This is a genomic window from Pseudooctadecabacter sp. (genome assembly GCF_965657175.1).
Taxonomy (GTDB): Bacteria; Pseudomonadota; Alphaproteobacteria; order Rhodobacterales; family Rhodobacteraceae; genus Octadecabacter.
Window position 1 is genome coordinate 365139 of record NZ_CBFHNH010000001.1, and the last position, 13306, is coordinate 378444.

Genomic DNA, 13306 nt, shown 5'->3' on the forward strand with positions numbered 1-13306 from the left:
CTAACTCGCGTTGCGGGGGTCAATCCAGCCGATGTTGCCGTCATCGCGGCGGTATACGACATTGATCCCTTTTGTTCCCTCATTCCGAAAGACAAGAACCGGCGCGTCTGCGAGTTCCATTTGCATCACCGCTTCCCCAACGGAGAGAGACGGAATCTTGGTTTCCATCTCTGCTACAATCATGGAACTGACGCCGTCCGGTTCATTCTCTTCCGACTCAGTCTGTGAGGCGAGGATATAGGACCCCGCATCGGAGAGTTCAACCGGTTGTGATCGCCCGTTGTGGTGGTCTTTCAACCGGCGTTTATACCGCCTGAGTTGTTTTTCCATTTTCTCGGATGCGCTGTCAAAAGCAGCATAGATTTCAGTATCTTTGCCCTTGGCTTGCGCCGTCAGACCGGTTGAGAGATGCACCACAGCTTCGCACACATATTCATGCGCACTTTTGGAAAAGACGATATTCGCGTCAGTTGGGCGGCCTGCATACTTGCTAAACACCTCCCCCATTTCGGTCTGCACGTGTGTTTGCAGGGCTTCGCCAATGTCGATTTGCTTTCCTGTGATCTGATAGCGCATCTTGTCTCCTTCAATTCAATGCAGACAATAGGGGCGTGAGAACCTTTAAGGTTCGTTAAGTCACGTCCGGATTGTCGGAAATGATGTCAGTCCCGTGGCTGTGTGCGACCGGCGCCCGAAAGGCGTGTTGCCGACCACATGTGAAACCGTGACTGTCATCCCCCACATTGGGCGCCCAAAATTGCAGTCTGTCAATGGGCGGGGTGTCACATCACGTCACGCGGAAGGAATTACCAAGGTAGACGCGGCGGACATTTTCGTCCTCAACCACCTCTTTGGTGGTGCCCGACATCAAGATCTTTCCGTCATGCAGAATATAGGCGCGATCCACAATCTGCAGGGTTTCCTGAACATTGTGATCGGTGATCAAAACGCCGATGCCACGGTTCTTCAAGTCCGCTGTCAGGGCGCGAATTTCGCCAACTGCGATCGGGTCTACACCTGCAAATGGTTCGTCAAGCAGGACGTATTTCGGGTCGGCGGCCAAACAGCGCGCGATCTCAGCGCGGCGGCGTTCACCGCCAGATAGGGCCATCGCGGGGGCGCGGCGGATGTGACCGATGTTGAATTCCGACAGCAGTTCCTCCAGCCGCTCACGGCGGCGGGTGCGGTCAGGTTCGGCGATCTCAAGAATAGACAGAATGTTGTCTTCGACATTCAGGCCGCGAAAAATCGACATCTCTTGCGGCAGGTAGCCGATGCCCAACTTGGCACGGCGGTACATCGGCAGGGCCGTCACATCGCGCCCGTCGACCACGACATGGCCCCCTTCGGGCGTCACAAGGCCCGCGATGGAATAAAAGCAGGTTGTTTTTCCCGATCCGTTGGGGCCCAGCAATGCCACGACTTCACCTCGGCCAAGGTGCATGGACACGTCCCGAATGACCAACCGTTTGCGGTAGCTTTTGCGAAGGTTGACGACCTTCAGGCCGACATCTCCATCCGTCACGGTCAGGTCGGGCATCAGTTGCCGCCTTGGTTCAGGATTGTGCGCACGCGGCCATCCATTTGTGCAGCACCGGTGGTCAGGTTGATCCGCATGGTGTCCGCTGAAATGGCGCTTGCCCCTTGGGTCAAAAGAACATCGCCGGTCATCGTCAGGGTGCCCGCATCAAGGTTGTATTCCGCACTTGCGGCTTCTGCGGCTTCCGTGTCGGTCACGAATGTCACGCCACCGCTGGCGTTAAGGCGGCTGATCTGGCCGGCGGTGCCGTCATACACGACCTGAACACGCCCGGCGGACAGCCGCAATTCGCCTTGGCCCAAAACAACATTGCCCTCGAAGACTGCGGTACCACTGTCCTGATCCACGGTGAGGTTATCTGCCGTGATTTCGACAGGTGCGGATGGGTCTGCGCTGATGCCGCCAAGGTTCACATTCGTCTGGGCCGCGATTGGTGTCGCCAGCAACAAGGCCGCAGTCAGCAAGGCAGATTTCAAAAGCGTCACGTCGCACTCTCCGTTAGGGTTGGGGTGTGTATACCAGCCGAACACCATTTTGGAACAGCATCACTTGTCCGGTGCCCGCGTCAGGGGTTTCGATAACCAGCTGACCGGCGGTCAGAGACCCAAAAGGCGCCTGCACCTCAAGCGCGCCGTCACTGAAAATGCGCCCTGTGGTCAGGTCGGCGGAAATGCCGGCGGTCTCCATCTCATACCCGTTCGAGGTTTCGAGGTGGGCCAACCCCGTCAGGCGCGCGGTGTTGTTGGTGTTGTCGATCTCACCCATGCCCGCGCGGATATCGATAATGGTGCCGTCGGCGGATTGAATATTGGCGGTCATTGCCTCAACCGACAAGATATCACCCTGCGGCTTGGCGGTGCGTGCGGCCAGATTGATGATTGATCCATCATCGGCCACGCCTGACAATTGCGGGCCGGACAAACGCGGCTCGCGCGCGATTTCCTCAATCTCGGCGTAGGGGATCGTGCTGTCTTGTGTGGGCGCGCGCGCAAAGAGGAAGACGGTGGACATCAGGGCAAGTGCCGCCAAGGGCAACGTCACCTTCAGGAACCCAACAAATTGAGAATAGCTTTCGTCGCCGAACATCTACACCACGCCTGCGCGAAGGCAGTCGTGAATGTGCAAAATACCCGTCACGTCCTGCGACCCGTCCGGGTCGACAACAAACAGACAAGTGATCTTGCGGTCTTGCATTACATTCACAGCCTCTTCGGCCAGCGCATCAGGACCAATCGTGCGAGGGTCACGTGTCATGACTTGCCCCGCGGTCAGGTCCAGCAAACCGGCCATGTTCCGACGCAAATCGCCGTCGGTCACGATGCCGCAAAGGTAACCCGCCTTATCGAGAACACCAACAACGCCGAAGCCCTTTTGACTGATCATCAGCAGGGTATCGCTCATGGGGGTGGATGTTGTGACAAGCGGCAGGGCGTCGCCGGCGTGCATCAGATCGCCCACACGGGCCAATTGCGCGCCCAGTTTACCTCCGGGGTGAAAATCACGAAAGTTTTCGGCCGAAAAATCGCGGTGCTCCATCAGGGCGACAGCCAGCGCATCCCCAAGGGCGAGTGTCATGGTCGTCGACGTGGTGGGCACGACACCTGTGCCGCAAGCCTCGGGAATTTTAGGCATGGTAAGCAGGATGTCGCTGTGCCGCGCAAGCGTGCTTTCCGGTTTGCTGGATATGCCGATCAACGGGATGTCAAAACGTTGGGTGTAGGCTAGAAGATTGGCCAGTTCCGGTGCTTCACCTGAATTCGAAATTGCCAGAACAACGTCTTGTTTGGTGACCATGCCAAGATCCCCGTGGGATGCCTCGGCAGGGTGGACGAATTGTGCGGGGGTGCCTGTGCTGGCCAAGGTGGCGGCGATTTTTCGGGCGATGTGGCCGGATTTGCCAATCCCAGACACGACGACACGGCCGTGCGCCTTGAGGATCATTTCGACGGCTTCTGTCAGCGTCGCGTCAAGGCCATCCGCCAGATGTTCGAGGGCTTTTGCCTCCTCGCGGATGACGCGCCGCGCCGTGTCGAGAAATCGTCCCATCAGTGCGAAAAGATGTCCTGTTCAGGCCAACCGGCCAGATCGAGCGTGGCGCGCATAGGCAAGAAGTCAAAACAGGCCTGAGCAATATCCATCCGGTCTTCACGGGTCAGCCGCTCATTCAACTTTTCGCGCAGCTGGTGCAGGTACAAAACGTCAGATGCCGCGTAGTCCAGTTGGGCATTTGTCAGCTTGTCTGCGCCCCAATCAGATTGTTGTTGAAATTTGGAAATGTCGACGGACAGCAATTCCTGCAGCAGATTTTTCAGCCCATGCCGGTCCGTATACGTACGGACCAGCTTGCTGGCGATCTTGGTGCAATAGACCGGGGCTGCGGTGGTGCCAAAGGCGTTGGCCATCGCGGCAATATCAAATCGGCCGAAGTGAAAAAGTTTCAAAACGTTCGGGTCCGCCAGCATCTTGCACAGGTTCGGGGCCTCAGTCTGGCCTTTTTCGACTTGGATCAGATGGCAATCGCCGTCACCGCCCGACATCTGGATCAGGCACAGGCGATCTCGGTGGGGGTTTAATCCCATCGTTTCGCAGTCAATCGCGACGATAGTTCCAAGGTCGAGGTCAGCGGGGAGGTCGTTTTTGTAAAGATGGTTTGTCATGTGATCTGTCTACCTTCCGTTTAGTGGGAAGTGAATGGTGCCCAGAAGAGGACTCGAACCTCCACGTCCATACAGACACCAGCACCTGAAGCTGGCGCGTCTACCAATTCCGCCATCTGGGCACAGATCACGTGAGGGGGCGTTTAAGATGGTGAGGCAGGCCTGTCAACGGGATTCGGCGGCGATTTTGGCAGCTTTGGGATTTTGAGTATTTTTGGCAAAACGAAGCCAAAGCGGTGCGGCCATAACGACCTTGTTTCTTAAGGGTCGTGGAGTTAGATCGGGGGAAAGTCAGCCCAAGGGAAATTTCGCCATGTCCAAACTTGTCACCATCTACGGCGGGTCCGGTTTTGTCGGACGTTATATTGCGCGGCGATTGGCCAAAGACGGCTGGCGCATTCGTGTGGCAGTGCGCAACCCCAATGAGGCCATGTTCGTAAAGCCTTATGGTGCTGTGGGTCAGGTGGAACCTGTCTTTTGCAATATCCGTGATGACGCGTCCGTGAGGTCCGTGATGACGGGCGCTGATGCGGTCGTGAATTGCGTGGGCGTACTGGATGAGGTCGGAAAAAACACCTTCGAGGCGGTTCAGGCGGAAGGCGCCGAACGCATCGCGCGCATCGCGGCCGAGCAGGGTGTGGACGCAATGGTGCAGATTTCTGCTATCGGCGCCGATGCTGAGGCTGACAGCGATTACGCCAAGACCAAAGCTGCCGGTGAGGACGGTGTTCTACGGCATATGCCAAACGCAATGATCCTGAGGCCCTCGATTATCTTTGGCATGGAAGACGGGTTCTTCAACCGGTTTGCAGGCATGTCGCGGTTCGGTCCGGTTCTGCCTGTTGTAGGTGCTGAGACGAAGTTTCAGCCGGTTTATGTGGACGATGTGGCCAAAGCGGCTGTCATGGGCGTGAACGGCGATGCGCACGGCGTGTATGAGCTGGGCGGGCCGGATGTGCATACGTTCCGTGAACTGATGCAGCAGATGCTAGAAATCGTGCGCCGCCGTCGTTTGATCCTGAACATTCCGTTTTGGATGGCACGGGTTATGGCCTTCGGCTTCTCAGTGGTTCGTTTTTTGTCGTTGGGATTGGTGCGCGGGCCTTTGACCGCAGATCAGGTCAAAAACCTCGCCGTCGACAATGTCGTGTCTGAAGGCGCCAAGGGTTTCGATGATCTTGATATCGCGCCAACTGCGATGGAGGCTGTCCTGCCTGACTACCTGTGGCGGTTCCGTCCAAGCGGCCAGTATGACGCGATCAAGGAAAGCGCCAAGAACCTTAAGGTCTAGGTGTAGGCGATCCACAGCAGGATCAGACCGAGGATGACGCGGTAGATCACGTAGGGCGTGAAGCTGACGGATTTGAGCAAGCGCATCATCAACGCAAGTGCTGCAAGCGCCGCGACGAAGGCCAATGCGGCAGCTATTGCGCCGTCGCGTGCGGCTTGTGCGTCAGCAGTTGAAGCGACCTCTGCCCCGATCAGAACACCCGATGCGATGATCGTTGGGATCGACATCAACATGGCCAGTTTTGCACCGTCTTCGCGGGCGTAGCCAAGGCGGCGGGCTGCGGTGATTGTGATGCCGCTGCGGGATGTTCCGGGGATCAACGAGATTGCCTGCCACAGGCCCATGGTAAGGGCGTGCTTCAATGTCCAATCGTTGGCTTTTCGGGTCGTGGTCCCGGTCTGGTCCGCCCAATACAGGACCAATCCGAAGATCAGCATGGTCCAGCCGATCACTGCCATTGATCGCATCATGTCGTCCAAACCAGTGAGTTTCAGCACCAGCCCGAAGATCACCACAGGGATCGTTGCAAGGATCAGACATAGGGCCAGAAACGCGCCTTGGGTGTCGATTTTGCCACGCAGGACCCGCGTCAGCCCCACCAGTGCCGCGCGGACATCAGGCCAGAAATAAAGGATCACCGCGAAAAGAGTGCCGATATGGACGGCGACGTCGATGACCTGGCCCTGATCGTCCATCCCTGTCAATTGAGGCAATAAAATAAGGTGCCCTGAGGAGGAAACCGGCAGAAATTCTGTGATCCCTTGGATCAAAGCGGCGAGGACAAGGGTCAGGAGTGGCATGGCTCTTCCGATTCGTTTTGCCCTTTGTAGAACAAAAGGATTCTGGGGAAAGGATCATGATGGGTCCGCATCGGTCCTAAAAAATACCCTGATAGGTGAAAACTTGCTTGCCTCACGTTGAAAAAGTCGCAATTAGGTAAACTATACTGACTTTTCTTTCTGAAAGAGTGAGATTAGAGAGGCGGTTCAGAATTATTTTCGGAGGAATGTCCTGTGGCTGGTCAAAAGATGCTGAAATTCACCAAGGTGGAACGGGATATGCCGGAGAAGCGGCCCCCCAACTTGCGCACCGAGGACTTCGGCGAGATTTACGCAGAATTTGCGACGGCCAAGGCCGAAGAGCAGGCATCGCGCTGCAGCCAGTGTGGCGTGCCCTATTGCCAGTCCCATTGTCCGCTGCACAACAACATTCCCGATTGGCTGCGCATGACTGCGGAGGGCCGTCTGGAAGAGGCTTATGAGCTGAGCCAGGCCACCAATACCTTCCCCGAAATCTGCGGCCGCATTTGCCCGCAGGACCGTCTGTGCGAAGGCAACTGTGTGATCGAACAATCCGGTCACGGTACAGTCACCATCGGGTCGGTTGAAAAGTACATCACAGATACCGCGTTCGAGCAGGGCTGGGTCAAACCCATCCGCCCGCACACCGAACGCCCCGAAAGCGTGGGCATCATCGGGGCTGGCCCTGGCGGGTTGGCGGCGGCGGATATGCTGCGTCGTCAGGGTGTGCAGGTCACGGTTTATGACCGCTATGATCGTGGCGGCGGCTTGCTGACCTACGGCATCCCCGGGTTCAAACTGGAAAAAGACGTCGTCATGAAACGCATGGCGCAGCTGGAAGATGGCGGTGTCGAGTTTGTGCTGAATTGCAACGTGGGTGAGGATATCTCATTCGATGCGATCCGTGGAAAACATGAGGCCGTTTTGATTGCCACGGGTGTCTACAAAACAAGAGCGTTGGAAGCCCCCGGCGTCGACAACGATGGAATCGTGCGCGCGATCGATTATCTGACGGCCAGCAACCGCAAAAGCTTTGGCGACGATGTTGAAGAATTCGACAACGGAGAACTGAACGCGGAAGGCAAGCGCGTTGTTGTTATCGGTGGCGGTGACACGGCAATGGACTGTGTGCGCACAGCGATCCGTCAGGGGGCGACCTCTGTCAAATGTCTGTACCGCCGTGACCGTACGAACATGCCCGGTTCCCAGCGTGAGGTTCAGAACGCCGAAGAAGAAGGCGTGGAATTTGTCTGGCTGGCCGCGCCCAATGGGTTTGCAGGCGGCGCGGATGGCCCAGCGCGGGCTGTTGAAATGCCCAACTCCGTGACAGGTGTGAAGGTGCAGAAAATGCGTCTGGGCGCGCCCGATGCGACGGGTCGTCAATCGCCCGAGTTGATCGACGGCAGTGACTACGTCGAAGACGCCGATCTAGTTGTTCAGGCGCTTGGTTTTGAACCAGAGGACTTGCCAAAGTTATGGGGCGTCGACGGGTTGGAAGTGACCCGTTGGGGCACCGTAAAGGCGGAGTTCAACACAGGCCAAACCAGCCTTGATGGTGTGTTCGCCGCCGGTGATATCGTGCGTGGTGCATCCTTGGTCGTCTGGGCGATCAAGGACGGTCGTGAGGCGGCCGATGCAATCATGGATTACCTGAGCCAAGGGGCGTCTGTCGCCGCTGAATGACGGGGTACCCCGTTCAAAACTGCAGACATGGAGTGTGACGTAATGATGAAGACAACAGTGACCATCGCCCTGCTGGCTGCAAGCCCCGTGGCCGCGCAGCAGTTCACCCTTCCTCAAGGGTGTGAGGGCTACCTGACGATCCAGACGGCATCGTGCAACGTGTCGCACCATTTCATCTGCGACTTTGACGCCGAAGGCGAACAGCGCCGCGCGACGTTGGACGAAGAGGGTTTGACCTACGTTGGCAAAATCAATTCCGAGGCTGAGTGGGTCGAAAGTATCCACCTGCGGTCTGGCCATACCGAACAACTGATGTCGTCGGCCGACCGGATGATGATGACCGACTTGTTGGCCGGCGACGTGGACACGTGGGATTTCACCACCGCCAGCGATCAAATCGGTGACAGCCAGTATGTAGGCTTTGACCAACTGACTGGCGAAAGCGTTGTGATTGATGGCGTGACCTTGTTGCGCACGGAATACGCGCTGACGGCATTTGATGCTGAAGGCGAAGAAATCTGGCGGTCGGCGGGCAATGAATTTGTGCATCCTGAATGGCGCATGTTCATTGGTGGCACCAGCACGGTGACGACCAGTAACGGTACCTTTGACAGCGATGACACGCCGGTGGAATTTATCTTCCCCGGTGAAGAGGGCTATTTGTCGGTGAACCCGAAACACGGATGCGGGGTCGAGATGTCGTCGTTTGACGCGTCCCCCCTGATCCTTCCTGCAGCGAACTGAATTTTACCGCCCCGCGAGGGGCCGGGCCGAGGAGAATAACATGACCAAGTATGATGACGCATGGGCAGAGGCCGAGCGCACGAAGCGCGCGTGGATGGCGCAGAACGGCCTGTATGATGAGGCCGATGAAAAGGCCAACTGCGGTGTTGGTCTCGTCGTGTCCATCGACGGCAAAAAGAGCCGCTCCGTGGTCGAAAACGGGATTTCTGCCCTCAAAGCGATCTGGCATCGCGGGGCTGTGGACGCGGACGGCAAGACCGGCGATGGCGCGGGCATTCACGTGCAGATTCCGTTCAAGTTCTTCGGTGAACAGGTCGAACGCACGGGCCACACCTTGCGGGACGGTGAAATGCTGGCCGTGGGTCAGGTGTTCCTGCCGCGTACGGATTTTGGCGCGCAGGAAACCTGCCGGACCATCGTGGAAACCGAAGTTCTGCGGATGGGGTACTACATCTATGGCTGGCGCCATGTGCCGGTGAACATCGACTGTCTGGGTGAAAAGGCCAATGCAACACGGCCTGAGATTGAACAGATCCTGATCTCAAACTCCAAAGGCGTGGACGAAGAGACGTTCGAGCGTGAGCTGTACGTCATCCGCCGCCGGATTGAGAAAGCCGCAGCAGCTGCTGGGATCAACGGGCTGTATCTGGCGTCACTGTCGTGCCGGTCGATCATCTATAAAGGGATGATGCTCGCCGAACAGGTGGCGGAGTTTTACCCCGACCTATTGGATGAACGGTTCATTTCCGCCTTTGCGATTTATCACCAGCGGTATTCCACAAATACCTTCCCGCAGTGGTGGTTGGCACAGCCGTTCCGCATGCTGGCCCACAACGGTGAGATCAACACCCTGAAGGGCAACCTGAACTGGATGAAATCCCATGAGATTCGCATGGCGTCGTCGACCTTTGGGGACATGGCTGAGGATGTGAAGCCGGTTGTGGCGGGCGGGTCGTCCGATTCGGCCGCATTGGATGCGGTGTTTGAGGTTCTGGTGCGTGCCGGTCGGTCTGCGCCTATGGCGAAAACCATGTTGGTCCCTGAAAGCTGGTCCAAGCAGGCAACTGAGCTGCCGCAGTCGTGGCGCGATATGTATTCCTACTGCAATTCGGTGATGGAGCCTTGGGATGGCCCTGCGGCTTTGGCGATGACCGATGGTCGTTGGGTTTGTGCAGGCCTCGACCGGAACGGCCTACGCCCCATGCGTTATGTGGTGACCGGTGATGGCTTGCTGATTGCCGGATCCGAGGCAGGGATGGTCCCGATCAACGAAGCCGATGTCGTGGAAAAAGGCGCGCTGGGCCCCGGTCAGATGATCGGTGTGCACATGGGCAAGGGTGCGCTGTTCCATGATGAAGAACTGAAAGACAAAATGGCTGCCGCGCTGCCGTTCGGCGATTGGGTCGGCAAGATCAATGAGCTGGACACCGAACTGGGTGCCGTGACCGAAAGCCCGCTTTATGCAGGGGCCGAGCTGCGCAAGCGTCAGATCGCCGCTGGGTACACCATTGAGGAGCTGGAGAACATTCTGGCCCCTATGGCCGAAGACGCCAAAGAGGCGTTGGCGTCGATGGGTGATGACACGCCGTCTGCCGTGTTGTCCGAAAAGTACCGTCCGCTCAGCCACTTCTTCCGCCAGAACTTCAGCCAAGTGACGAACCCGCCGATCGACAGCTTGCGGGAATTCCGCGTGATGTCGCTGAAGACGCGGTTCGGAAACCTCAAGAACGTTCTGGACGAGGATTCGTCGCAGACCGAAATCCTTGTGCTGGACAGCCCGTTCGTGGGCAACTCCCAGTGGGATGCGCTGCAAGGGGCGTTCAATGCGCCCTGCGTCGAGATTGATTGTACCTTCCCTGCCAACGGGGAACGCGGTGCTTTGGAAGAGGGCCTGAAACGTATCCGTGCCGAGGCTGAGGATGCGGTTCGGTCCGGTGCAGGGCATCTGACCCTGACGGACCAGCATCAGGGTGAGGGCCGTGTGCCTATGCCGATGATTTTGGCGACATCTGCGGTGCACAGCTGGCTGACCCGTAAAGGTCTGCGGACATTCACGTCGCTGAACGTGCGGTCTGCTGAATGTATCGACCCGCATTATTTTGCTGTGCTGATCGGCTGTGGTGCCACGGTGGTGAACGCCTATTTGGCCGAAGATTCCCTTGATGACCGGATCGAACGGGGCCTGCTGGATTGCACCCTGACCGAGGCCGTCGCGCGCTATCGCAATGCCATCGACCAAGGTCTCTTGAAGATCATGGCGAAGATGGGGATTTCTGTGATCTCCTCCTACCGTGGTGGTCTGAACTTTGAGGCTGTGGGCCTGTCCCGTGCCATGGTGGCCGAGTATTTCCCCGGCATGCAGAGCCGGATTTCCGGCATCGGTGTCACCGGTATCCAGCGCAAGGTGGAAGAGGTGCATCAGGCCGGTTGGCGGGGTGGCAAGGATGTTTTGCCCATTGGTGGCTTCTACAAAGCGCGTCGTCAGGGCGAAAAGCACGCTTGGGAAGCAAAGACGATGCACCTGATGCAGCAGGCCTGTAACCGCGCATCTTATGAGCTGTGGAAGCAGTATTCGGGTGCCATGCAAGGCAACCCGCCGATCCACCTGCGCGATTTGTTGGCGATCAAGCCCATGGGCAAGAAAGTCCCGATTGAAGAGGTGGAATCCATAACGTCAATCCGCAAACGGTTCGTGACGCCGGGCATGTCGCTGGGTGCGCTGTCGCCAGAGGCGCATAAGACGTTGAACGTGGCGATGAACCGGATTGGGGCGAAGTCTGATTCCGGTGAGGGTGGCGAAGATCCGGCACACTTTGTGCCAGAGCCAAACGGTGACAACCCGTCTGCGAAGATCAAGCAGGTGGCGTCGGGCCGCTTTGGCGTCACCGCCGAGTATCTGAACCAGTGTGAAGAACTGGAAATCAAGGTCGCGCAGGGTGCCAAGCCCGGCGAGGGCGGCCAGCTGCCCGGCATGAAGGTCACCGACCTGATCGCGCGGCTGCGCCATTCGACCAAGGGTGTGACGCTGATTTCACCGCCACCGCACCACGACATCTATTCGATCGAAGACCTCGCGCAGCTGATCTACGACCTCAAACAGATCAACCCGCGCTGTAAGGTGACGGTGAAACTGGTGGCGTCCTCTGGTGTCGGCACGATTGCCGCCGGTGTAGCGAAGGCCAAGGCCGATGTGATCCTGATTTCGGGGCACAATGGCGGCACCGGTGCGTCCCCTGCCACGTCGATCAAATACGCCGGTCTGCCGTGGGAGATGGGCCTGACCGAGGCGCATCAGGTTCTGGCAATGAACAACCTGCGCGACCGTGTGACCCTGCGCACCGATGGTGGCCTGCGCACGGGCCGTGACATTGTCATGGCCGCAATGCTGGGCGCTGAGGAATACGGGATCGGCACCGCTGCGCTGATCGCCATGGGCTGCATCATGGTGCGTCAGTGTCAGAGCAACACCTGCCCCGTGGGTGTGTGTACGCAGGACGAAGCCCTGCGTGACAAGTTCACCGGCAATGCGGACAAGGTTGTGAACCTGATTACGTTCTATGCGACCGAAGTGCGGGAAATCCTCGCCGAGATCGGGGCGCGTAGTTTGGATGAGGTGATTGGCCGTGCGGACCTATTGGATCAGGTGAGCCGTGGGTCGGCGCATCTGGATGATCTGGATTTGAACCCGCTGCTGATCACTGTCGATGGCGCAAAAGACATCGTTTACGACCGCAACAAGCCACGCAATGCCGTGCCTGATACGCTGGATGCGCAGATCGTGCAGGATGCGGCACGGTTCCTCAACGATGGGGAAAAGATGCAGCTGGAATATGCGGTGCAGAATACACTGCGGACCATCGGGACCCGCACGTCGAGCCATATTGTCCAGAACTTCGGGATGCGGAACAACCTGCAGCCGGACCATCTGACGGTGAAGTTGAAAGGGTCTGCCGGTCAATCTTTGGGGGCCTTTGCGGCACCGGGGTTGAAGCTGGAAGTCTCTGGCGACGCCAACGACTACGTCGGCAAAGGCCTGTCCGGCGGCACGGTTGTTGTGCGGCCGCCTATGGCGAGCCCGCTGGTCGCATCCGAGAATACGATCATCGGCAACACGGTGCTGTATGGTGCAACGGACGGCTACTTGTTCGCGGCCGGTCGTGCGGGGGAACGGTTTGCCGTTCGGAACTCTGGTGCGAAGGTGGTGATTGAGGGCTGCGGGTCCAACGGGTGTGAATACATGACCGGTGGCGTTGCGGTGATCCTTGGGTCCATCGGTGCCAACTTCGGTGCGGGGATGACGGGTGGCATGGCCTATCTGTACGACCCACAGCGAGAGGCCGATGCCCTGATCAACATGGAAACTCTGGTGACCTGTCCGGTTGGCGTTGACCATTGGGAAGCGCAACTGCGCGGTCTGGTCGAACGTCATCACGCCGAAACAGGCAGCCGCAAGGCCGCTGACATCTTGCAGAATTGGGATACTGAACTGGGCAATTTCGTTCAGGTCTGCCCCAAGGAAATGCTAATCCACTTGCCGGCCCCTTTGGAGATCGAAGAGACAGCGGTTCCTGCAGAATAAGCCGGACCAGCC

11 protein-coding genes and 1 tRNA gene are annotated in these 13306 nt (G+C 58.0%); 4 read left to right on the forward strand and 8 right to left on the reverse strand.

Going from position 1 to position 13306, the window contains the following annotated elements:
- The 7 genes from hpf to ACTG36_RS01795 all read right to left on the reverse strand — a co-directional run bounded on the left by hpf (position 1) and on the right by ACTG36_RS01795 (position 4319).
- On the reverse strand, positions 1 to 576 hold the full coding sequence (gene hpf / locus ACTG36_RS01765; protein ID WP_375279622.1) for a ribosome hibernation-promoting factor, HPF/YfiA family: 576 nt from the start codon (positions 574 to 576) through the stop codon (positions 1 to 3).
- A gap of 211 nt (positions 577 to 787) precedes the next feature.
- Positions 788 to 1540, reverse strand: coding sequence for an LPS export ABC transporter ATP-binding protein (gene lptB, locus ACTG36_RS01770; protein WP_375279623.1), 753 nt, complete (start codon positions 1538 to 1540; stop codon positions 788 to 790).
- Positions 1540 to 2025, reverse strand: coding sequence for a lipopolysaccharide transport periplasmic protein LptA (gene lptA / locus ACTG36_RS01775; protein WP_375279624.1), 486 nt, complete (start codon positions 2023 to 2025; stop codon positions 1540 to 1542). The genes lptB and lptA overlap by 1 nt, the downstream gene beginning before the upstream one ends.
- A 13-nt stretch (positions 2026 to 2038) precedes the next feature.
- Positions 2039 to 2626, reverse strand: coding sequence for a hypothetical protein (locus tag ACTG36_RS01780; protein ID WP_375279625.1), 588 nt, complete (start codon positions 2624 to 2626; stop codon positions 2039 to 2041).
- On the reverse strand, positions 2627 to 3586 hold the full coding sequence (locus tag ACTG36_RS01785) for a KpsF/GutQ family sugar-phosphate isomerase (RefSeq protein WP_375279626.1): 960 nt from the start codon (positions 3584 to 3586) through the stop codon (positions 2627 to 2629). It abuts the gene before it with no gap.
- Positions 3586 to 4197: a ribonuclease D gene (locus ACTG36_RS01790; RefSeq protein ID WP_375279627.1), complete on the reverse strand. Its 612-nt coding sequence runs from the start codon at positions 4195 to 4197 to the stop codon at positions 3586 to 3588. Before ACTG36_RS01790 ends, ACTG36_RS01785 begins: the two co-directional genes overlap by 1 nt.
- A gap of 35 nt (positions 4198 to 4232) precedes the next feature.
- Positions 4233 to 4319: transfer RNA gene (locus ACTG36_RS01795), tRNA-Leu, on the reverse strand.
- 191 nt (positions 4320 to 4510) lie between these two features.
- On the opposite strand from ACTG36_RS01795, the gene ACTG36_RS01800 reads away from it, so the two are divergent.
- Positions 4511 to 5488 (forward strand): complex I NDUFA9 subunit family protein, encoded by a 978-nt coding sequence (locus tag ACTG36_RS01800; RefSeq protein WP_375279628.1) that lies wholly within the window; start codon positions 4511 to 4513, stop codon positions 5486 to 5488.
- Here ACTG36_RS01800 and ACTG36_RS01805 read toward each other — a convergent pair.
- Complete coding sequence (locus ACTG36_RS01805) at positions 5485 to 6288, reverse strand: undecaprenyl-diphosphate phosphatase (protein WP_375279629.1); 804 nt, start codon at positions 6286 to 6288, stop codon at positions 5485 to 5487. The two genes, ACTG36_RS01800 and ACTG36_RS01805, sit on opposite strands and share 4 nt — an antisense overlap.
- A 213-nt stretch (positions 6289 to 6501) precedes the next feature.
- Here ACTG36_RS01805 and ACTG36_RS01810 point away from each other — a divergent pair, with 213 nt between their 5' ends.
- Genes ACTG36_RS01810 through gltB form a run of 3 tightly spaced genes read left to right on the forward strand, consistent with a single transcriptional unit; the run spans position 6502 to position 13294 of the window.
- On the forward strand, positions 6502 to 7971 hold the full coding sequence (locus ACTG36_RS01810; protein WP_375279630.1) for an NAD(P)-dependent oxidoreductase: 1470 nt from the start codon (positions 6502 to 6504) through the stop codon (positions 7969 to 7971).
- A gap of 42 nt (positions 7972 to 8013) precedes the next feature.
- Positions 8014 to 8715 carry a hypothetical protein gene (locus ACTG36_RS01815; protein ID WP_375279631.1) on the forward strand — a complete coding sequence of 234 codons (702 nt, stop codon included), beginning with the start codon at positions 8014 to 8016 and terminating at the stop codon, positions 8713 to 8715.
- A gap of 40 nt (positions 8716 to 8755) precedes the next feature.
- Positions 8756 to 13294: a glutamate synthase large subunit gene (gene gltB / locus ACTG36_RS01820; protein ID WP_375279632.1), complete on the forward strand. Its 4539-nt coding sequence runs from the start codon at positions 8756 to 8758 to the stop codon at positions 13292 to 13294.
- The last annotated feature ends 12 nt before the right edge of the window (positions 13295 to 13306 follow it).